Annotated in this window: 14 protein-coding genes, 23 tRNA genes and 1 riboswitch (1 of these 38 running past the window's edge); of the genes, 5 read left to right on the forward strand and 32 right to left on the reverse strand. The window is 40.0% G+C overall.

What is annotated here, in order from left to right; all coding sequences use genetic code 11:
- Positions 1 to 59: 59 nt before the first annotated feature.
- Positions 60 to 2045 carry a LysM peptidoglycan-binding domain-containing protein gene (locus tag IGI64_RS11195; protein ID WP_429940593.1) on the reverse strand — a complete coding sequence of 662 codons (1986 nt, stop codon included), beginning with the start codon at positions 2043 to 2045 and terminating at the stop codon, positions 60 to 62.
- 284 nt (positions 2046 to 2329) lie between these two features.
- Between IGI64_RS11195 and IGI64_RS11200 the strand changes: the two genes are divergently transcribed.
- The 3 genes from IGI64_RS11200 to IGI64_RS11210 are packed head-to-tail and all read left to right on the forward strand — an operon-like array spanning position 2330 to position 4499.
- A complete protein-coding gene (locus IGI64_RS11200; RefSeq protein ID WP_429940594.1) occupies positions 2330 to 2959 on the forward strand; it encodes a phosphatase PAP2 family protein in 630 nt (209 codons plus the stop codon).
- 14 nt (positions 2960 to 2973) lie between these two features.
- Positions 2974 to 3936: a TIGR01212 family radical SAM protein gene (locus IGI64_RS11205; RefSeq protein WP_429940595.1), complete on the forward strand. Its 963-nt coding sequence runs from the start codon at positions 2974 to 2976 to the stop codon at positions 3934 to 3936.
- The gene (locus IGI64_RS11210; protein WP_429940596.1) at positions 3936 to 4499 is read left to right on the forward strand and encodes a class I SAM-dependent methyltransferase; all 564 of its coding nucleotides are present in this window, start codon (positions 3936 to 3938) and stop codon (positions 4497 to 4499) included. The genes IGI64_RS11205 and IGI64_RS11210 overlap by 1 nt, the downstream gene beginning before the upstream one ends.
- Before the next feature lie 58 nt (positions 4500 to 4557).
- On the opposite strand, the gene IGI64_RS11215 is transcribed toward IGI64_RS11210, so the two are convergent.
- The 3 genes from IGI64_RS11215 to IGI64_RS11225 form a co-directional block, all read right to left on the reverse strand.
- A complete protein-coding gene (locus tag IGI64_RS11215; RefSeq protein ID WP_429940597.1) occupies positions 4558 to 5238 on the reverse strand; it encodes an ABC transporter ATP-binding protein in 681 nt (226 codons plus the stop codon).
- A gap of 4 nt (positions 5239 to 5242) precedes the next feature.
- Positions 5243 to 6325, reverse strand: coding sequence for an ABC transporter permease (locus IGI64_RS11220; RefSeq protein ID WP_429940598.1), 1083 nt, complete (start codon positions 6323 to 6325; stop codon positions 5243 to 5245).
- Positions 6326 to 6493: 168 nt separating this feature from the next.
- Positions 6494 to 7105, reverse strand: a complete 612-nt coding sequence (locus IGI64_RS11225; RefSeq protein ID WP_034862730.1) for a TetR/AcrR family transcriptional regulator — start codon at positions 7103 to 7105, stop codon at positions 6494 to 6496.
- Positions 7106 to 7640: 535 nt separating this feature from the next.
- Here IGI64_RS11225 and IGI64_RS11230 point away from each other — a divergent pair.
- The gene (locus IGI64_RS11230) at positions 7641 to 9128 is read left to right on the forward strand and encodes a helix-turn-helix domain-containing protein (protein WP_429940599.1); all 1488 of its coding nucleotides are present in this window, start codon (positions 7641 to 7643) and stop codon (positions 9126 to 9128) included.
- A 208-nt stretch (positions 9129 to 9336) separates the two neighbouring features.
- Here IGI64_RS11230 and IGI64_RS11235 read toward each other — a convergent pair whose 3' ends face one another.
- On the reverse strand, positions 9337 to 11106 hold the full coding sequence (locus IGI64_RS11235; protein ID WP_016624903.1) for an ABC transporter ATP-binding protein: 1770 nt from the start codon (positions 11104 to 11106) through the stop codon (positions 9337 to 9339).
- A 2-nt stretch (positions 11107 to 11108) separates the two neighbouring features.
- Positions 11109 to 12821, reverse strand: a complete 1713-nt coding sequence (locus tag IGI64_RS11240) for an ABC transporter ATP-binding protein (RefSeq protein WP_429940600.1) — start codon at positions 12819 to 12821, stop codon at positions 11109 to 11111.
- A 120-nt stretch (positions 12822 to 12941) separates the two neighbouring features.
- Here IGI64_RS11240 and IGI64_RS11245 point away from each other — a divergent pair, with 120 nt between their 5' ends.
- The gene (locus tag IGI64_RS11245; RefSeq protein WP_429940601.1) at positions 12942 to 13595 is read left to right on the forward strand and encodes a TetR/AcrR family transcriptional regulator; all 654 of its coding nucleotides are present in this window, start codon (positions 12942 to 12944) and stop codon (positions 13593 to 13595) included.
- A gap of 96 nt (positions 13596 to 13691) precedes the next feature.
- On the opposite strand, the gene IGI64_RS11250 is transcribed toward IGI64_RS11245, so the two are convergent.
- From IGI64_RS11250 to IGI64_RS11375, 26 genes are all read right to left on the reverse strand, one after another.
- Positions 13692 to 14480 carry an alpha/beta hydrolase gene (locus IGI64_RS11250; protein WP_429940602.1) on the reverse strand — a complete coding sequence of 263 codons (789 nt, stop codon included), beginning with the start codon at positions 14478 to 14480 and terminating at the stop codon, positions 13692 to 13694.
- A gap of 6 nt (positions 14481 to 14486) precedes the next feature.
- Positions 14487 to 15953: an MDR family MFS transporter gene (locus IGI64_RS11255; protein WP_429940603.1), complete on the reverse strand. Its 1467-nt coding sequence runs from the start codon at positions 15951 to 15953 to the stop codon at positions 14487 to 14489.
- A gap of 138 nt (positions 15954 to 16091) precedes the next feature.
- A complete protein-coding gene (gene metK, locus IGI64_RS11260) occupies positions 16092 to 17285 on the reverse strand; it encodes a methionine adenosyltransferase (RefSeq protein WP_429940604.1) in 1194 nt (397 codons plus the stop codon).
- Positions 17283 to 17361, reverse strand: a riboswitch (SMK box riboswitch). It overlaps the preceding gene by 3 nt.
- A 179-nt stretch (positions 17362 to 17540) precedes the next feature.
- A tRNA-Glu gene (locus IGI64_RS11265) sits at positions 17541 to 17612 on the reverse strand.
- A 19-nt stretch (positions 17613 to 17631) separates the two neighbouring features.
- Positions 17632 to 17705: transfer RNA gene (locus IGI64_RS11270), tRNA-Ile, on the reverse strand.
- Between the two features lie 12 nt (positions 17706 to 17717).
- Positions 17718 to 17788, reverse strand: a tRNA-Gly gene (locus IGI64_RS11275).
- A 5-nt stretch (positions 17789 to 17793) separates the two neighbouring features.
- A tRNA-Phe gene (locus tag IGI64_RS11280) sits at positions 17794 to 17866 on the reverse strand.
- 4 nt (positions 17867 to 17870) lie between these two features.
- A tRNA-Asp gene (locus tag IGI64_RS11285) sits at positions 17871 to 17943 on the reverse strand.
- A 19-nt stretch (positions 17944 to 17962) separates the two neighbouring features.
- A tRNA-Met gene (locus tag IGI64_RS11290) sits at positions 17963 to 18036 on the reverse strand.
- Between the two features lie 14 nt (positions 18037 to 18050).
- Positions 18051 to 18140 (reverse strand) — tRNA-Ser (locus IGI64_RS11295).
- 12 nt (positions 18141 to 18152) lie between these two features.
- Positions 18153 to 18224: transfer RNA gene (locus tag IGI64_RS11300), tRNA-Glu, on the reverse strand.
- Between the two features lie 18 nt (positions 18225 to 18242).
- Positions 18243 to 18330 (reverse strand) — tRNA-Ser (locus IGI64_RS11305).
- Between the two features lie 25 nt (positions 18331 to 18355).
- Positions 18356 to 18429: transfer RNA gene (locus IGI64_RS11310), tRNA-Ile, on the reverse strand.
- Between the two features lie 13 nt (positions 18430 to 18442).
- Positions 18443 to 18513 (reverse strand) — tRNA-Gly (locus IGI64_RS11315).
- A gap of 1 nt (position 18514) precedes the next feature.
- Positions 18515 to 18590: transfer RNA gene (locus IGI64_RS11320), tRNA-Asp, on the reverse strand.
- Between the two features lie 21 nt (positions 18591 to 18611).
- A tRNA-Met gene (locus tag IGI64_RS11325) sits at positions 18612 to 18685 on the reverse strand.
- A gap of 14 nt (positions 18686 to 18699) precedes the next feature.
- Positions 18700 to 18789, reverse strand: a tRNA-Ser gene (locus IGI64_RS11330).
- Between the two features lie 25 nt (positions 18790 to 18814).
- Positions 18815 to 18888, reverse strand: a tRNA-Ile gene (locus tag IGI64_RS11335).
- A 12-nt stretch (positions 18889 to 18900) separates the two neighbouring features.
- Positions 18901 to 18974: transfer RNA gene (locus IGI64_RS11340), tRNA-Met, on the reverse strand.
- A 40-nt stretch (positions 18975 to 19014) separates the two neighbouring features.
- A tRNA-Ala gene (locus IGI64_RS11345) sits at positions 19015 to 19087 on the reverse strand.
- A gap of 18 nt (positions 19088 to 19105) precedes the next feature.
- Positions 19106 to 19179, reverse strand: a tRNA-Pro gene (locus IGI64_RS11350).
- A gap of 10 nt (positions 19180 to 19189) precedes the next feature.
- Positions 19190 to 19263: transfer RNA gene (locus IGI64_RS11355), tRNA-Arg, on the reverse strand.
- Positions 19264 to 19273: 10 nt separating this feature from the next.
- Positions 19274 to 19359: transfer RNA gene (locus tag IGI64_RS11360), tRNA-Leu, on the reverse strand.
- 18 nt (positions 19360 to 19377) lie between these two features.
- Positions 19378 to 19449 (reverse strand) — tRNA-Gly (locus IGI64_RS11365).
- A gap of 9 nt (positions 19450 to 19458) precedes the next feature.
- Positions 19459 to 19531: transfer RNA gene (locus tag IGI64_RS11370), tRNA-Thr, on the reverse strand.
- Positions 19532 to 19553: 22 nt separating this feature from the next.
- A tRNA-Leu gene (locus IGI64_RS11375) sits at positions 19554 to 19577 on the reverse strand (it continues 58 nt past the right edge of the window).

Raw genomic sequence — 19577 nt, forward strand, 5'->3', positions numbered from 1 at the left:
AGATTCGTGAAAGCACCACAAAAAAACACGCTTCTTTCGAAGAAGCGTGTTCCAATTGCTTATTTAGCCACGATCAAACTTTGCCCTGGATAAATGAAATTGTTTTTGATGTTGTTCCATTCGATCAATTGAGCCATTGAGATATTGTGTTTGTCCGCAACTCCCCAAACAGATTCACCGGATTGTACAGTATATCTTTTCTCACCAGTTGAAGCAGTTGGCTGTGATTGCGCTTGGCCTTTGCCAACGATTACTTTTTGACCTGGATAAATGAAATTGTTCTTGATGTTGTTCCATTGGATGAACTGATCTGTCGTGATGTTATGTTTATTCGCAACACTCCAGACTGATTCGCCAGCTTTTACCGTATACGTTTTGTCCCCTGTAGATGACGTCGACGTATTTGGTGTTGTTGTTGATGGTGTTGTTGGTTTTGCAGTATTTGTATTTGTTGTTGTATTATTTGAAACTGCAGAACCGCCTTTGATCACTAATTTTTGTCCTGGATAAATGAAATTGTTCTTGATGTTGTTCCATTGAATCAATTGATCCATGGTAATGCCATTTTTATTAGCGACGCTCCAGACTGATTCACCAGCTTTTACTGTATAAGTTCCAGTGCTGCTTGCGTTGGAATTATTTGTATTTGCTGCATTTGAGTTATTCGTCGTTGTATTTGTCGATGTATTGTTTGATCCACCGCTTTTGACTACTAATTTTTGGCCTGGGTAAATGAAATTGTTCTTGATATTATTCCATTGGATCAGCTGATTCATTGAGATGCCATGTTTATTGGAAACACTCCATACAGAATCTCCTGCTTTTACAGTATACGTCGCTCCGGATGCTGTGCTGCCTCCAGTATTGCCAGTACCTGTAGAAGTATTTGTGTTCGATCCTGTATTACCTGTTGAAGAGCCATTGCTGACAACCAATTTTTGGCCTGGATACACAAAGTTATTCTTGATATTATTCCATTGGATCAACTGGTCCATCGTGATTCCATGGGCGTTAGAGATTCCCCAAACAGAGTCGCCGGACTTCACTGTATATGTGCCTGATCCTTGGCTGCCTGAATTATTCGTATTTCCTGTAGAACCAGAACCTGTATTATTGTTGTTATTTGTTGTTGAACCGCCAGATTGAGTGCCTTTAATGGTCAATTTTTGGCCTGGATAAATGAAATTATTTTGGATGTTATTCCATTGGATCAATTGGTCCATCGTGATCCCAAAAGTATTAGAGATCCCCCAAACAGAATCACCAGATTTCACTGTATAGGTTGTATCTGTTGTGGAAGAACCACCTGTATTCCCTGAATTTGAATTATTTGATCCTTGACCTGCATTGCTTCCGCCAGTCGTTGCACCACCGCCTGAATTTCCTGTAGCTGGTGTGTCATATTGTGTTAGGTTGTATGTCGAAATAATATTGTTCAGTTTTGATCCATAAGACGGGTCTGTTGCATACCGTCCAGTCAAACAAGCTGTTGCGTCTCTATAAGAAGAAGTATTGCTTTTCCATGTTCCAGCATAATAATAGCCGTTGCCAAATGAAGTATTGCGCAAAACATATGCATTATCGTTAAAAGATTCGCTGAAAGATGGGTATTGACGGAAAGGTTCTTTTTTTGTGACCCACTGATTATTCAAGTATTCCAAAGTATCCATATAGACAGTTTGGCCCATATAGCTTCCTTTGATACCGAAAAGATTATGGTAAGGTGCTTGAGAAAGTGCACTGCCTCCCCATCCGCTTTCTACAACTGCTTGAGCGATCATGACTGATGCGTATAAATCATTTGCTTGGGCAATCGGCTGTGCATAAGTGGCGATTTCTGTGATAAATGCAGCAGTGTTGATTCTAGCACCAAGTTGCTGAACAGGTACTTCTGTAGCAGAAACGGGTGCTGGTTGCAGTAATGGTACAGCAGCTGAACAGCTCATCATTGCAGTACCAACTAAAGCAGCACCTTTTTTCGCTTTTTGCAAACGAGGGTTGTTTTGCCTTCTTAGTTCTTTTCTCTTAGTATATTCCTTTTCCATTCTCTATCCTCCAACTATGTTATCGTTACTTATAAGTATAACTTTTCTTAATGTTTATTAAAAGTTATTTAAAGAGTTTATTTGTTTTGTAATCATAATGTAATTTAACTGAAATCTAGCCGGATCTATTGAAATCTCTAAAGGTTTTTTTACTATTAGAAATAGCAGCTATGTAACAATTTGTTATAAATTTGAAACAGGAAGCTCTACATTTTTAAGACTGCCTTTTTCTCTTATATAAGTGATGTTATAATATAGCTATTATTTGAAAGAGGAGAACCTTCATGAAAAAAAACTATTACCAAACTGTTGGCGGAATATTGCTGCTGATTTTTCTCTTTCTCGGCTTTATTGTCCGTTTCCATTTGCAGATGCTTGCAGGTTTTGATAAATTTTTTACGCATCTGGTTCGGATCCCTTACCCTTCGATGAATGATTTTTTCCTTTTTGTCACAAAATTTGGGAATCCTTTGAATGCGGCAATCATTTTCCTCTGTTTCTTTTTACTGCTGATGATCAAAAAATATCGGACAGAGGCGTGGTGGTTGGCAATCAATTTTGTTTTGATTGCCGGAGTGCTTAATCCATTGATAAAACTGTATTTTTCTCGTGAACGACCTACGCTCCATCATCTAGTCACAGAACACAGCTATAGTTTTCCCAGCGGACACTCTTTAGGAAGTATGGTCTTATACGGAACATTGATTTTTCTTGCGCCATTGTTCTTTAAAAACAAGCGGACGATCCGTCTCTTCCAGCTTCTCTTTGTATTGATCATATTGACAATCGGGGTCAGCCGGATCTATCTGGGCGTCCATTTTCCAAGTGATATTTTAGGCGGCTATCTTTTAGGCGCATCTTGGCTGTTTTTGACATATCCGATTTATCTCAAACAAACAAACTTTACTTCATGAAAGAAGGACAACTTATGGTATTTCCTTATACAGATGGCAACAAACGATATCATTCTTGGAACTACGCTTTACGTTCCGAATTTGGAGGAAAAATTTTCAAAGTGCCGATTGACGGCGGCTTTGACTGTCCAAACCGTGACGGGACAGTAGCACATGGCGGCTGTACTTTCTGCAGTGTCTCAGGATCAGGCGATATGATCGTTGCCCCAGAAGATCCGCTGCCGATCCAATTCCACAAAGAAATCGATATGATGCATAAAAAATGGCCGAATGTGGATCAATATATCGTTTATTTCCAAAACTTTACCAATACTCACGCTCCCGTCGAAGTCATCCGCGAACGTTTTGAACAGGTAGTAAACTTGCCAGGTGTCGTTGGTTTATCGATTGGAACGCGCCCTGATTGTTTGCCAGATGAAGTCGTGGATTATCTTGCCGAACTGAATGAAAGACTTTATTTATGGGTAGAATTAGGTCTGCAAACGACTTTTGAAGATACTTCTCGTATGATCAACCGAGCCCATGATTATCAGACTTATTTAGACGGTGTGGCAAAACTGCGTAAACACAATATTCGCGTATGTACGCATTTGATCAATGGTTTACCTGGTGAATCTTTGGAAATGATGCGAGAAAATGTCCGCCGAACGATCTTAGACTCAGATATCCAAGGAATCAAACTGCATTTGATGCATTTAATGAGAAAAACTCGGATGCTTCGTGACTATCATGAAGGTAAACTGCAATTGATGAGCCGTCCCGACTATGTAAATGTCGTATGCGACCAACTGGAAATGATCCCTTCTGATATCATTATCCATCGATTGACTGGTGATGCCCCTTGGGATTCTTTGGTCGGACCAAAATGGAGCTTGAAAAAATGGGAAGTGTTGAATGCGATCGATGAAGAATTGATCCGACGCGACAGCTTCCAAGGAAAATATTCAGTACGTTCAGGAAGGGAAGTTTTTAATTAATGCTGCTTACTGCTTTGCACTACAGCCATCAATTATTAAAAGAAACCATCCAGCCCGGAGATTTCGTTGTAGACGCAACGATGGGAAATGGAAATGACACTGCTTTTTTAGCAGAACTCGTTGGACCTTCTGGTGAAGTTTTGGCTTTCGATATCCAAAAACAAGCACTAGAAAATACTGAGAAAAAATTGACCGAATTAGATCTTTTGTCTCAAACAACACTTTTTCCGTTAGGCCATGAACACATCGAATCTGTTCTAGCAGAAGAAACCAAAATATCTGCTGCTGTTTTCAATTTAGGCTACCTGCCAAAAAGTGACAAACAAGTAATCACATTGCCTGATACGACAAAAAAAGCCTTAGATGGACTTTTGCCGCATCTTGTCAGAGGAAGCCGAATCATTTTAGTGGTTTATTATGGTCATGAAGGCGGAATCGATGAACTCACTATGGTAGAAAATTACGCAAAAACCTTGCCCCAAGAAGAATACAGTGTACTGCGTTATGGATTTATCAATCAAAAAAATAATCCTCCAGTATTGTTCTGTATAGAGAAAAAATAAAAAACTGAAAGACAATCGGCTATTTGCTGATTGTCTTTCAGTTTTTTGCAGTATCTTTTTAAATTTTCACATCGTCTTCTAAACGACCATCTTGGATTCTTGCCACTCGATCACAATAATCCAATAACCGCTCATCATGAGTCACCATAACGATTCCTTTATTTTTTTCTTTAGCTTCTCGTGCCAATAGTTTTACCACATCGATCGCTTTCTCTGTATCCAAACTTGCTGTTGGCTCATCTGCTAAAATCACATCGGGTTCATGATACAATGCACAGGCAATCGCCACACGCTGACGTTCCCCGCCAGAAAGATCTCTCGGATAACTATGACGCAAATCTTTGATGTCCAATGTTTCCAAAAGCTGTTCTTTCAATTCTGGCTTTTTGCGTTTTTTATCGACTTTCTCCACCAAACGAAATTGGTCTTCAACTGTCAAAAACGGGACCAGATTGGAACTTTGCAAAATAAACCCGATTTTTTGGAATCTTAGTTTCAGCAGTTGTTTTTTCGATAAATCATTCAAGAGCTGCTCTCCGATTCGGACTTCGCCATCTGTTGGTTTCTGCAAGCCGGCTGCGATGGTCAAAAACGTGCTTTTCCCTGAACCTGATGGACCAATAACTGCTGCAAATTCGCCTGCTTTCACCGCAAAAGATAATTCTTTCAATGCAGTGACTTCTGTATGTTTTTCACCGTATTTTTTACTAACATTCTTCATTTCCAAGACATTCGCCATTTGATTAACCTCCTATCGCAATCAGCGGATCGATTTTTGCGATTGTTCGAATAGAGAACGCACCGCCTGCAATCGCTGAAACTATCAGCAGTACACTAAACAAAATCATTCGCGGATAATTTGTCGCATACGGCATTGAATCCGGCAAAAAGAGCACCGTGATCCCTGTCAAAGCTAAACCGATTGCCACACCTAAAACAGCCAAAATCGTTGTTTGCAGCAACACTGCTTTGGCTAAGAAACTTGTTGGCACACCTTGAACTTTCAAGACGCCAAACATAGCTGTTTTTTGGAGCGTCATGACAAAAATAAAGATTCCTAGAATAAACGCAGCAATAATGATCAAGAAGTAGATCATACCATCAAGGGTCAAGTTTTGCGCACTATATCCTGGCAGTTTTTGGATAAAGTCTTCAATTGCCAAGGCTTCGCTGTCTTCATCCGATGTTTTTACTTTTTGATCATCCTTCGACTTCACGATAAAACCATTGACCATTTTCTGCATCGCTGGATTATCTCCATATTTGATACTGCGCCACGTGTCTAAAGACGTATAGATAACCGGAACAATGTTATAACTGCTTTCAGGAATAAAACCAACGATTTCCAATTCTTCGTCATATTTTCCTGCAGCCAAATGATCGCCTAGTTTAAATCCATCATTTTTCAATGTTTCAGAAGCTACCACTTGGTTTTTATCTGAAAAAGCTTTGCCTTCGATGATTTCAGGTATGATAAATCCATCTTTTTCAATCCCGAACAAGCTTACATTTGTCAGCTCTGCTTTTTCATCTTCAGCTGGACGAATCGACAAAGACTGCTGTCCAATCGGTTGCACTTCTTTGCCCCCTGTGATTGAATCAGCCACTTCTTCCTCTAAAACAGAGACATTCAGATTGCTGTTCGCCTCTTTTGATAAAACAACTGCATCTGCTTTCCATTGGTCGACAGCCAAACGATTTCCCTGAGACAAACCATTGGCTAGACCTGTTAAAATAAATATCAGCCATGCGACCAATACCATAACAAGTACAACTAATACATATCTTCCTTTTGAATAACGGATTTCATTGAATCCTAAAAACATAATTTCACACCTTTCATTTACTCATGTTTCCAATATATAATTTATCACTTGATAAATCAAATTATATATATCGAGTGATAAATGAATTTGCAAAAAGACAGCCTGCAAAATAAGAGGACCGATTTGCAAGCTGTTTTTCTAATGATAAAAATAGGTTTTATTTTTTACTTACTCTTCTGGATTTTCAGAAAGAATCCCATATAACATCAATTGGACAAATTTTGTGATGTCTTTATCCTCTGTTTTTCTTCGGTATGTTCTTTCGACGCTGAGTAATGCACTGACATTATAAAGAACGAAACGAGTGGCATCTGCTGCACAAATATTTTTTTGAAATACAGGCGAGGACTCATTTTTTTCAAAAATCGCAGAAATATTGTCAATATATGTTTGCTTGAAGATTCCATAAAGTACTTTGTTATATTCTGTACCCATTTCCTGCAGCATATCATTCAGCATCAAAAACAGATTTGCCGGATGTTCTTCTAACAGAACCTTGATCAGACGGTGCAGTTTGTCTTCTATCGAATCTGCACTTCTAACGATGGGGGTCAATTTTTTTTGCACGCGTTCTGTTAATTGACTGATAACAGCTATGTAAAGCTCTTTTTTATTTTTAAAGTGGTGGTATAGATTTGGCTGTGTGATGTTCGCTTGCAAGGCAATTTCTCGAGTTGATGTATTCTTGAACCCTTTTGCCATAAAAAGTTCAGATGCAACGGATAAAATCGCTTCATGCGTGCGTGCCAGATCTTCTTTTCGTTTATTTGTTTTTTCCATGCTTCCCCCTCCTGTTCTCTTCATTCTAGCACATTCTTTTTTCAAACCACATAGAAACTAAAATAACAGACATTATTTTTGTGTTTTTTTATAAACACGTCATGTAGGATAAAACGAAAACGATTAACATAAAACCAGCAACAAGAAAGTTGGTGAAAAAGCGTTTCATTAAGGTAAAAAAAGACGTCTTCCCCAGGCACTTACTATTCCAAATTCTTTAGGATGTTCGGCCAACGTTCATCCAGAAACACTGTCAATAGCGATGCCCCCCATCGCTAAAATAGTTTATCTACCTCCATACGAACAACGCAATACATCATTAGAGACCGTTCCATTTTTGTTAAGAAAAAACTGACAAAGATTCTCAATCTAATTGATGCAAGATTTACTTTTGGTGATTCTGATCCAGCGGCAATTATAGATGCAGCCGGATCGGTCTCGCTGATTGATTTTTTGTCCATTTATTTTTGGAAACATGTTACACTTGTGCTGTACATAACAATTATATATATGAGTAGCGAATGGAGAATAGCTTATGTATTATAACCAGATCATTGATAATGACGATCAGCTGATCTATCTGTTTATCCAATTATTTATTGAACGCAATACTGAAAAAATGAGCCTTGCAGCTATTCGGGAAGCGTTACAGATTTCCCCGCATAAGCTGCTGCAGCTTTTTGAAGCGACCCAAAATCTGTCTGCGCGTTTAAATACGTTCTCTCTTTCGGTAAATAAAAAGGAGTGCTTATTAGAAACTGAATCAGCCTTTTCGCTTCAAGATATTTATACCGAATTAGTCAAATCAAGCGTCGGATTCAAATTACTTGAAGAATTATTAGAGTCTCCTTTGTTCTCACTGGAAAATTTTGCCCAAAAAAACTTTATGAGTACCCGAACGATTTATCGAAAAATAACTGGTCTTTCTGGTTGTCTTGATAATTATCATTTATCATTGAATTTACGAAAAAAACATCCAGTATCCGGGGATGAGTATTTCATCCGTTACTTCTATCATTTTCTTTATTGGCAATTATACGGACCTGCTAAAACATATGATTGTCTGACAGACAGCCAAGTTTCTGAATTAGATCACTTGCTGACAGAACACTATCCCTATTACAGAAATATAGACCGCAGCAGATGGCTTCATTATTTTGATCTGTCTCTTAAAAGAATCAGAAACGGCTTTTACTTGTACACATTACCCGATGAGATCAACGGGTTCAAGAATGTTTATATGACTTTTTCCGTTTTTAAGAAACGATTTATTGATCCTGCTGTTTTTCCGAATAAAGCAGACACTTCTGTTAGAGAAAATGAAGCCAGACTTCTTTACTATCTTCTTTCTGTAACAACTACCTATTCGTTTGAGGAAAGCCGTATGCTCCATGCTGAAACACCAAAAATAAGTGCCGAAGTGCAAGATATGGTCCTAGTCATTGTTGAAATGGTAGAAAAACTTTTTCGTATCCAAGCAAGCGATGCAGAGATTTTTTTCTTAGAATTGAATATAATGAATATCCATTCCAAATCTCATATCTATGCTGCAAAAAATAGAGCAGATATTTTTGGGATGCGCAGTTTGGAACCGAAATTAGCTGAATTTTTCCCTGCCTACTATTTTAAAGTTAAGAAAGAATTACTAGCTTCTCCATATAGCGATTCTTTTCAACAGCTCTACCAAGAAAATGAGCGGTTGTTTTTCATCTATTGTCTGCTTATTCGAGAAATCTTAGATAATCATGGCGGCATTCCTTTCCGTATCTTCCTTCAGGCAAAACCTGGTAAGCTGCAAGAAGAATGGCAGAAGCGAAGAGTACGTGATGTGATTGATAATAATATCTGTATCCAATTCGTGGATAATGAACAAGAAGCGGATTTGATCTTAACTGATTATGTGGTGAAAGAAAAGCAAGAAGCAGAAAAATATTATCATTGGCAAACAAAACCAACTGCTAAAGATTGGAAATATATCACCAATTACATCACTCAGTTTCAGAAAAAATATCTTGGTTTCTAGAATACAACAAAAACCCACCCGCAGATGGTTTTGCGGGTGGGTTTGATTTTTTAATAGTTGAAGTAGAGTGTCATTTTCACAACTTCTATTTAAACGGTGTTCACAACATTGCTTCTTCGGAATTAAGTTCAAAAAAGCGAAAAACATGAGAAGCTGTTTTTGCTTTTTTGTCCTTAATTCTTGAAGCAGAACATGTTGCTCACGACCTCTATTCAAAAACAAACTGATTATGATACAACTCTGCATAAAATCCTTCTTGCGCCAACAACTCATGATGGTTTCCTTCTTCAATCACTTCGCCATCTCGCAAGACAACGATTCGGTCAGCATTCAAGATTGTTTTTAGTCGGTGAGCAATCACGAAACTTGTACGTCCTTTGATTGCTTCATCCATTGCTTTTTGGATTTTTGCTTCTGTCACAGTGTCAACATTACTTGTTGCTTCATCTAGGATCAGCAATGCTGGATTTGTGATGATTGTACGTGCAATACTGATCAGCTGCTTCTGACCTGTACTGAACAAGTTGTTTTCTTCTGTGATTTCTGTGTCGTAACCATTATCCAGACTAGTGATGAAATCATGGATATTCGCTTGTTTTGCAGCAGCGATCACTTCTTCATCTGTTGCTTCTGGATTACCAAATGCGATATTCTCGCGGATTGTTCCTGAGAATAAAACAGAGTCTTGGAGAACGATTCCTACGTGTTTACGTAGTTCATCTAAATCTAATTCACGAATATCAGTGTTATCAAAAGTTACTGCACCTTTATTCACATCATAGAATCGATTCAATAGATTCATGATCGTTGTTTTTCCTGAACCTGTCGGACCAACTAGCGCAACCATTTCACCTTTGTTCACATTGATCGATACGTCTTTCAAAATCAAACGATCTGGATCATAACCAAAGTCTACATGTTCCAACGCAAGTTTGCTTTCGATCCCATCAAAGTTCTTACCATTTTCTGGTTTCACTTCTTCCGGCTCATCGAACATTTCATTCAATCGGCGTGCACCTGTAATCGCTAATTGCAGCATGCTGTAACCAGAAGAAATCTGCATCAATGGTTGGTAATACTGTTGTGAATATTGAACAAATGTTACGACTAGTCCTAATGCAACAGAACGTTCCAAGTCGCCATTCAGTGCTAACCATCCGCCAAAGAAGATGACGATGGCTGTATTCACAAGTGACATTCCTTGCATCATTGGGAAAAGAAGACCTGAGTAAACTTGTCCTTTATAAGTTGCTTGGCGCACACTTTTATTATGTTCCAAGAATCCGTCAATTGTTTCTTCTTGCAGACCATTTGTGATGATTACACGTTGTCCGCTGATTTTTTCATCCATATATCCATTCAATTTACCAACTTCTTCTTGTTGAAGATTGACATATTTGCGTGCTTTTTGGATGATCAATACAGCAATCAATACAGCAACGGGCGTCGAAGCAACAGTTGCCCACGCAAGTTCTACGTTTTGACGGAACATCATGATCAAGATCCCAACTAAAAGAACAGCATTTGTGATAAATTGCAGCAATGCTTGGTTCAAACTATTTTGGATGTTATCTAAATCACTCGTAAAACGACTTAAAATCTCGCCATCTTGGTGTGAATCAAAGAAACGGATCGTTAACTTCTCTAATTTGTTAAATAAACCAATACGCATACGGTTCGTCGATTTCCCAACGACTTGCGTAAATAAAATACTGTAAATAAAACTTGCACCACTTGCTAATACATAGAACAAAACAAGTTTCCAGATAACAGATACGAACTTGCTTTTGTCATCGACGCCTTGCATCAAACCAGCTACATAGTTAGCCAGCTCTTGAAAAGCTTCACCTACATATTGCGGAGCTTTGACCTGAAGATATGTGGCAGCAATCACGGACACAAAAATAAAGAAGAACGACATTTTGTATCGTTTCAAGTAGTGATAGAAAAACTTGCTTGCTTTGATTAAATCTGTCATGTCTACTCCTCCGTTCCTTTTTGAGTTTCAAAAATTTCTTGGTAAACCGGGTTAGTTGCTGCTAATTCTTCGTGTGTGCCTTCTCCCACTAATTGTCCTTTGTCCAAAACAAGGATGCGGTCAGCTTTTACCACAGAAGCGATTTTTTGAGCAATAACGATTGTTGTTGTTCCTGAAAGTTCTTTTTCCAATGCTTCACGCACAAGTTTTTCTGAGCGAGCATCTAGCGCACTGGTACTATCATCCAAAATCAGGATTTTCGGATCACCGATTACTCCGCGAGTAATAGATAATCGTTGTTTTTGTCCGCCAGAGAAGTTGCTGCTTCGTTCTGCGACAGGTGCTTCATATTGTTCCGTTAATTTTTCGATAAACTCGCGTGCTTGCGCGATTTGTGAAGCATGGGTCATTTCTTCTGTTGTTGCATCTTTTTTCCCTTGGCGCAAGTTGTTTGCAATCGTTCCAGAGAATAGGATCGCTTTTTGCAAGACGAAAGAAACCGTTTGTCGAAGACTTCTTTCATTTACTTCACGAAGATCAACGCCGCCGATTTTGATCGTTCCTTCTGTTGGATCAAATAGTCGAGGAATCAGTTGTGCCAAAGTTGATTTCCCAGCACCAGTTGCACCGACGATCCCAATCATTTCTCCTTTATTGATAGAGAAGCTGATGTCTTTCAATGTATCTTTTTCATCACCAGGATAACGGAAAGAAACATGGTCAAAGGTTACTGTACCTTCTAGATCTTGTTCTGGCACATCTGGGTAAGTCAAATCTGGTTCTGCCGCAAGGATCTCTTTGATACGTTTTAAAGAAACAGCCGCTCTTGATGTCATCATCATCATCATTCCGCCGATAATGATCGCCATCATGATTTGCATCAAGTAATTCATGAATGACGCAATCCCGCCGATCAATGTTGGATCATCTTTTGCTAAATCACTAACAAAGAAAATCGCTCCTGCTACCGCTAAGTTTGCGACTAACATGAAGGAAGGGATCATAACAGAGAAAAGTGTACCAACAGTGATATTATGATCTGTTAAATCACCGCTGATTTTTGTAAATTTGTCTAATTGGTTTTTTTCTTGTACAAATGATTTCACCACGCGAATCCCCATAAGGTTTTCTTTCGCGATGCCATTGATTTTATCGATCAATGTCTGGATGATCATGAAATGTTTACCCATACGAGTAAAAGATAGAGCAGTAATCAAGAATACTGCAATGATCAAGCCAACGATGATCCACCAAAGTTGCGGCATCGTCATCATCGCTAAGATAAATGCACCGATGAACAAGAATGGGATTCTGAACAATGATTGCAAGGAAATCATGATCAAGTTTTGGATTTGAGTAATGTCATTCGTCAAACGAACAACCAAATTTCCAGCTGAAAAAGTCTCAATATTCCCAAATGAAAAAGTTTGGATTTTACGGAAAGCTTCTTCTCGAATATCTGCACTTACTCCTTGTGCTACTTTTGCAGAAAAAATCGTATTGGTAAAACCAGCTAACAAGCCTAACAAAGCAAGTCCGATCAAATAAAAACCGATTTGCGTCATTTCATTGTTATCTTCTTTAATAATAGCCTCTAATACTTGTTGCAGTAATTTCGGCTGCCATAATGTTGCTACAACCATTACAGCTACAGACAGCAGCGAGATAAACGTCGCTGCTTTATAGTTCTTGACATGTTTTATAATCAAGTCCATTCAGCGCTACACTCCTTTTTGTTTAAAATTGACAGTTCTTATTTAACACTGTAAAATAAGAACAACGAACAAAGATTTTACCACACTTAAAATGATAATGCAATACGAAGGATGAATTTTATGGAACCGAAGTTATCACAAGAATCTATAGTAAAAACCGCTTTTGACATCTTGGGAGAAAAACAATCAATCGCCTCGCTATCCATGCGTGCTCTTGCAAAAAAAGCAGACGTGAAAGCCCCTGCTCTTTATTGGTATTTCAGCAACAAACAAGAATTGCTGCAAAAAATGGCTGAAGCGATGGAAAATCAACTAGAACTCCCCGATCCTGAACTCCCCTGGAAGCAGCAGTTGTTAAAATTTATGGAAAACTACTATGATTTATATACTTCATTTCCTTGCGGTGCAGAATTAGAGATCCACACGATTCCTGCGTATCCAAGCCGTTTGGAGCATTTGGAAAAAATGATTACTTTATTGACAGAAAATGGATTTTCGAAAAGTGACAGTCATCAAACGATCTTAGCCCTTCATAATATGCTGATTGGCCAGTTGATGGATCTGCACCAAGAAAATTATTTGCGACAAGAAATAATCAATGGAAATGCAGCTTTGAGGCAGTCGATTGCTTTTATGCGTTCCTATGTAGCAGAAAATCAGTTGACTGGTTTGAGCGAAGGAATCGAAAATCACGGACAAGATCACGATAAAGAAGCTTTTTTGACCAGCGTAAAAGTCTATCTGCATGGTTTGTCTGTGCTCAAAGACAAGTAAATTTTACTTTTGATACAAAAAAACGGCGAAAATGAAACGACCGTCAAAAGTCAGATTGTCCTCTGATTTTTGACAGCCGCTCAAAATCGCCGTTTTTTATTCGCCTTTTGTTAACCAATCAAGTGCACGTTGAATCCATTGATCCCAGAATACCCAGTTGTGTTCGCCAGGACCTTGTTCAAAGATCACAGATAAGCCTTTTTCTTTCATCTTATCTGTCATTGCTTTATTTGCGCCATACAGAAAATCAGATTCTCCGCAGGCAAAATAAAAACGCGGTGCTTCTTTTCCTGATTTTATCAGTTCATCCAATAAATAATCCGGATCATTTTCAGAACCAGCTACTTTATCTAACGGACCAAATACTCCTTCCCAAAAAGCGGCTTTTCGAATCATCAAAAGATCATCCATCCCAGCGCCGATCGAGATTGCACCAGATAAAGAGATGATTGCTGCAAAGTTTTCTGGTTTTGCCAGCCCTAGCTTCAATGCACCATAACCGCCCATCGAAACACCCGCAGCAAATGTTTTTTCTCTCTTAGTCGTCAATTGCGGAAACAGTTCGCGGCAGATTTCTGGAAGTTCTTCTGAAACAAATGTCCAATATGCCATGTCATAAGTCGTATTTGTATACCATCCCAAATCGGTAGAAGGCATGATCACTGCTAATCCATGTTCAGCGGCATAACGTTCAATAGAAGTTCTTCTTTCCCAAACACTGTGATTACCGCCCATTCCATGAAGTAAGTATAAAACAGGAACATCTTTTGTTTCGCTTTGATCACTTGTACCGACTACTTTTTTTGTTTTTTGAGGAAGGATCACATTTAGATTCACTTCCATTTCTAATACATTCGAGTAAACATTTGCTTGAATAAATGCCACGTTTTTTCACCTAGCTTTCTTACGTTCTTTGATTAAAAATGTCAGTGCAAATGCAGCAACAACTAATAGAACACCTGACAGAAAAACTGCTTGAAGTCCATCATATAATACATTTCTAAGCGGACCTATCAGATGCTGTTCGATTTGACTAGCCGTTTGCGGATTGACTAACTTGTTCATGATATCTGGATCATTTGTTAATTGTTTTTCAGCCAATTCTTGTTGTGTCACAAAGTTTATCAGCAAGCCGAAGACCGCGACCATGATTGTTTGTCCAATAGTACGAACCAGTGTATTGAACGATGTAGCTACCCCTAATAATTCACTTGAAACGCTTGTTTGTGCACTGACCATTGAAGTCGTCATTGTTATTCCTAAGCCAACACCTATTATAGCAGAAATCAGTGAAAACCAGATGTATTCGCTATGAAACGGCATCATATAGAGCCACACGCCGCCGATGATCGAAAGAAACAATCCAATACGCAATACGTTATTAACAGATGTCTGGACCATCCAGCGACTTGCCAAGAATGAGCCCAGCATCCAAACAAGAGAAAGCGGAGCAAGTACTAAACCGCCGATTGCTGCACTTAATCCTAAAACTCCTTGCATCCACATCGGAATATATACATCGATCCCCATCAAGAAGCCGCTAGCTAGAGCCGCTGCTAAATTGACAACGACAAAAGTTGGGTTTTTAAATAAATCCAATGCAATAACAGGATCTTTTACTCTTTTTTCTGTAACTATAAATAATCCAAACAATACCACACTGGCAATCAACAGCAAACCAACCGTAAGAGTGATCCCTTGCTCGCCTAGTAATTGGAAACCAAGCAACATCGTCAGTAAAACACCCATCAATGTCAAGCTTCCCAAAATATCCATTGGTTTTGCTTCTCTTTCCACTTTTGGTTCATTGAGATAAATCCAAATCAGCAAAATCAACACTAATCCGATAGGTACATTGATAAAGAAAATCCAGTGCCAGCTAAACGCATCAACGATAAACCCGCCTGCCAACGGACCTAAGACACTGGCGATCCCCCAAGCAGAACTGTTTAATCCTAAAACTTTTGCTCTTTTTTCAATAGAATATAAATCACCGATAATCGTCAGCGCAACAGGCATCATGGCCCCTGCTCCCATTCCTTGAAGTGCGCGTGAAGCAATCAACTGCAACATGGTTTGCGATAAACCGCAAAATAAAGAACCTATAATAAATAAAAAAGTTCCGATAATAAAAATTGGTTTTCTGCCAACTTTATCTGCTAACTTTCCATAAATAGGAGTCAGCATTGCATTTGTTAATAAGTAAATAGAAAATACCCAGTTCATGATCTCCATTCCATGAAGTGAACCAACAATCGTAGGCATTGCTGTAGTGACGATCGTGCCTTCTACTGCAGTCATAAATGTAGCAATGAAGACACAAACAGTTACTAAAGCCACATTTGTTTTTCTTGTCATAATTTTCTTCCCTTCTTCCTGTTTTTTTCGTTATAAAAACCCAGATATCCAAAAGATCAGCAGATGATCTTTCAGAATCTAGGTTTTTGAAGTAAATCGTTATTATACTGAAAACTTCTAAAATAAAGCGACAGATGATTATTTATTCAAACTTGCTTTTAACGCTTCTACTTTGTCTGTTCTTTCCCATGGAAGGTCGATATCTGTACGTCCAAAGTGGCCATAAGCCGCTGTTTGTTTGTAGATTGGACGACGCAAATCTAGCATCTCAATGATTCCAGCTGGTCGCAAATCAAAGTTTTCGCGAATTGCTGCAATCAATTTTTCTTCTGAAACAGTAGAAGTACCAAATGTATTCACTGAGATAGACACTGGTTGTGAAACACCGATAGCATAAGCAAGCTGAACTTCTGCTTTTTTCGCTAAGCCTGCTGCTACGATGTTTTTCGCAATGTAACGAGCTGCATAACTTGCAGAACGGTCTACTTTTGTCGCATCTTTTCCTGAAAAGGCACCGCCGCCGTGACGTGCATAACCGCCATAAGTGTCAACGATGATTTTTCTTCCCGTCAATCCTGCATCACCTTGTGGTCCACCAATAACAAAGCGGCCAGTTGGGTTGATATAATATTTTGTTTCGTCATCTAATAATTCACTTGGGATGACTTCTTTGATTACTTTATTGATAACATCTTCTCGAATCGTTTTATTATCCGCTGCATCATCGTGTTGTGTAGAGATAACGATTGTATCAACGCGTTCAGGCTCACCGTTGTCATTATATTCTACAGTTACTTGTGATTTTGCATCTGGACGCAAATAAGTCAACTCGTTTGATTTACGTAATTCAGCTAATTTTCGAACAAGTCGATGGCTCAATGCGATAGGCAAAGGCATCAATTCTGGTGTTTCATCTACAGCGAAACCAAACATCAAACCTTGGTCTCCTGCACCGATTTCATCTAGTGTATCTTTTTCAGCAGTATCTCTGATTTCTAAAGCTTCATCAACACCTTGAGCAATATCTGGAGATTGTTCATCGATTGCGACTAATACAGCGACTGTGTCACCGTCAAATCCAAATTTTGCACGTGTATAACCAATTTCTTTGATTGTTTCGCGTACGATTTTTTGGATATCCACGTAAGCAGTTGTTGAGATTTCACCAAATACAAGTACAAGACCAGTAGTTACTGAAGTCTCGCAGGCAACTCTTGCCATTGGATCTTGCGTTAAAATAGCATCCAAAATAGCATCACTGATTTGGTCAGCAACTTTATCTGGATGTCCTTCTGAAACGGATTCTGATGTAAATAAATGTCTTTCTGTCATTATGATATTCCCCCTAGTTTATTTCGGTTACAAGGCATCTCCGCTCTACGGATCCTCTCGGGAACTTGCAACGAATCAAGTATATCAGATAAAAAGAGTTTCTGCTTGTTTTTTTCATTATTTTAGCTAAAAGAAAAAACTATCACGATATCGCAAAAAGCTGCAAGGAATCTTCTCCTCACAGCTTTTTTGCGGTGTGCATAAAATCATTCTTTCAGATAAAAGAAAAAAGATACTTGATAAAGTATCTTTAGATGACCCGTACGGGATTCGAACCCGTGTTACCGCCGTGAAAGGGCGGTGTCTTAACCGCTTGACCAACGGGCCGGTTAAGTAAAACTATTAATGGGCCTAAATGGACTCGAACCATCGACCTCACGCTTATCAGGCGTGCGCTCTAACCAGCTGAGCTATAGGCCCCTAAAAACTAAAAGCGGGTGACGAGAATCGAACTCGCGACAACAGCTTGGAAGGCTGTGGTTTTACCACTAAACTACACCCGCAAGGATGGCGCGGGACAGAATCGAACTGCCGACACATGGAGCTTCAATCCATTGCTCTACCAACTGAGCTACCGAGCCAAAACGGTTCCGACGGGAATCGAACCCGCGATCTCCTGCGTGACAGGCAGGCATGTTAACCCCTACACCACGGAACCATATAGTTTTAGTTTTTAATTGCGGGAGCAGGATTTGAACCTACGACCTTCGGGTTATGAGCCCGACGAGCTACCAGACTGCTCCATCCCGCGATAATATTAGAAAAAGGAGGATAAGGGATTCGAACCCTTGCACGGTTTTACCCGCCTGACGGTTTTCAAGACCGTTCCCTTCAGCCGGACTTGGGTAATCCTCCAAAAAAATATAATGACCCGTACGGGATTCGAACCCGTGTTACCGCCGTGAAAGGGCGGTGTCTTAACCGCTTGACCAACGGGCCGGTTAAGAAATATAGAAACGGAGAAGGAGGGATTTGAACCCTCGCGCCGGTTTCCCGACCTACACCCTTAGCAGGGGCGCCTCTTCAGCCACTTGAGTACTTCCCCAAAACCATAAGATTTTGTGTTTCAATGGGCCTAAATGGACTCGAACCATCGACCTCACGCTTATCAGGCGTGCGCTCTAACCAGCTGAGCTATAGGCCCCTAAAAAACTAAAAGCGGGTGACGAGAATCGAACTCGCGACAACAGCTTGGAAGGCTGTGGTTTTACCACTAAACTACACCCGCATGGCGGTTCCGACGGGAATCGAACCCGCGATCTCCTGCGTGACAGGCAGGCATGTTAACCCCTACACCACGGAACCAAGTAGTTTTAGTTTTTTAAATTGCGGGAGCAGGATTTGAACCTACGACCTTCGGGTTATGAGCCCGACGAGCTACCAGACTGCTCCATCCCGCGATAATATTAGAAAAAGGAGGATAAGGGATTCGAACCCTTGCACGGTTTTACCCGCCTGACGGTTTTCAAGACCGTTCCCTTCAGCCGGACTTGGGTAATCCTCCAAAAAAAGCATGTACAACGTCGCAATGGACCTTGTAGGACTCGAACCTACGACCGGACGGTTATGAGCCGTCTGCTCTAACCAACTGAGCTAAAGGTCCAGGCTCTTAAAATCGCGGCGGAGGGGATCGAACCCCCGACCTCCCGGGTATGAACCGGACGCTCTAGCCAGCTGAGCTACACCGCGAAGATAAAACTTAAATCTATTAATCATTATTAAAATGATATGGAGCCTAGCGGGATCGAACCGCTGACCTCCTGCGTGCAAAGCAGGCGCTCTCCCAGCTGAGCTAAGGCCCCAAGGTATTCAATTTTTAATCGGGAAGACAGGATTCGAACCTGCGACCCCTTGGTCCCAAACCAAGTGCTCTACCAAGCTGAGCTACTTCCCGTTTTGTTTAACGCGCCCAAGAGGAGTCGAACCCCTAACCTTTTGATCCGTAGTCAAACACTCTATCCAGTTGAGCTATGGGCGCATATTACAAATGCCGAGGACCGGAATCGAACCGGTACGGTGATCACTCACCGCAGGATTTTAAGTCCTGTGCGTCTGCCAGTTCCGCCACCCCGGCGTTTAGTGGTTTTGGCAAAGCGGAAAACGGGGTTCGAACCCGCGACCCCCACCTTGGCAAGGTGGTGCTCTACCACTGAGCTATTTCCGCATAGCAAAATGCCGGCTAAAGGATTTGAACCCTCGACCCTCTGATTACAAATCAGATGCTCTACCAACTGAGCTAAGCCGGCCTATTCACAATAATCATATTTATGCGGGTGAAGGGACTTGAACCCC

Source organism: Enterococcus sp. DIV0210g (assembly GCF_050559705.1).
Taxonomy (GTDB): Bacteria; Bacillota; Bacilli; order Lactobacillales; family Enterococcaceae; genus Enterococcus_B; species Enterococcus_B faecalis_A.

Bases quoted from the DNA above. Each gene is read 5' to 3' on its own strand.
- IGI64_RS11195 (WP_429940593.1), bottom strand. From the start codon at position 2,045: ATGGAAAAGGAATATACTAAGAGAAAAGAACTAAGAAGGCAAAACAAC.
- IGI64_RS11200 (WP_429940594.1), top strand. From the start codon at position 2,330: ATGAAAAAAAACTATTACCAAACTGTTGGCGGAATATTGCTGCTGATT.
- IGI64_RS11205 (WP_429940595.1), top strand. From the start codon at position 2,974: ATGGTATTTCCTTATACAGATGGCAACAAACGATATCATTCTTGGAAC.
- IGI64_RS11210 (WP_429940596.1), top strand. From the start codon at position 3,936: ATGCTGCTTACTGCTTTGCACTACAGCCATCAATTATTAAAAGAAACC.
- IGI64_RS11215 (WP_429940597.1), bottom strand. From the start codon at position 5,238: ATGGCGAATGTCTTGGAAATGAAGAATGTTAGTAAAAAATACGGTGAA.
- IGI64_RS11220 (WP_429940598.1), bottom strand. From the start codon at position 6,325: ATGTTTTTAGGATTCAATGAAATCCGTTATTCAAAAGGAAGATATGTA.
- IGI64_RS11225 (WP_034862730.1), bottom strand. From the start codon at position 7,105: ATGGAAAAAACAAATAAACGAAAAGAAGATCTGGCACGCACGCATGAA.
- IGI64_RS11230 (WP_429940599.1), top strand. From the start codon at position 7,641: ATGTATTATAACCAGATCATTGATAATGACGATCAGCTGATCTATCTG.
- IGI64_RS11235 (WP_016624903.1), bottom strand. From the start codon at position 11,106: ATGACAGATTTAATCAAAGCAAGCAAGTTTTTCTATCACTACTTGAAA.
- IGI64_RS11240 (WP_429940600.1), bottom strand. From the start codon at position 12,821: ATGGACTTGATTATAAAACATGTCAAGAACTATAAAGCAGCGACGTTT.
- IGI64_RS11245 (WP_429940601.1), top strand. From the start codon at position 12,942: ATGGAACCGAAGTTATCACAAGAATCTATAGTAAAAACCGCTTTTGAC.
- IGI64_RS11255 (WP_429940603.1), bottom strand. From the start codon at position 15,953: ATGACAAGAAAAACAAATGTGGCTTTAGTAACTGTTTGTGTCTTCATT.
- metK (WP_429940604.1), bottom strand. From the start codon at position 17,285: ATGACAGAAAGACATTTATTTACATCAGAATCCGTTTCAGAAGGACAT.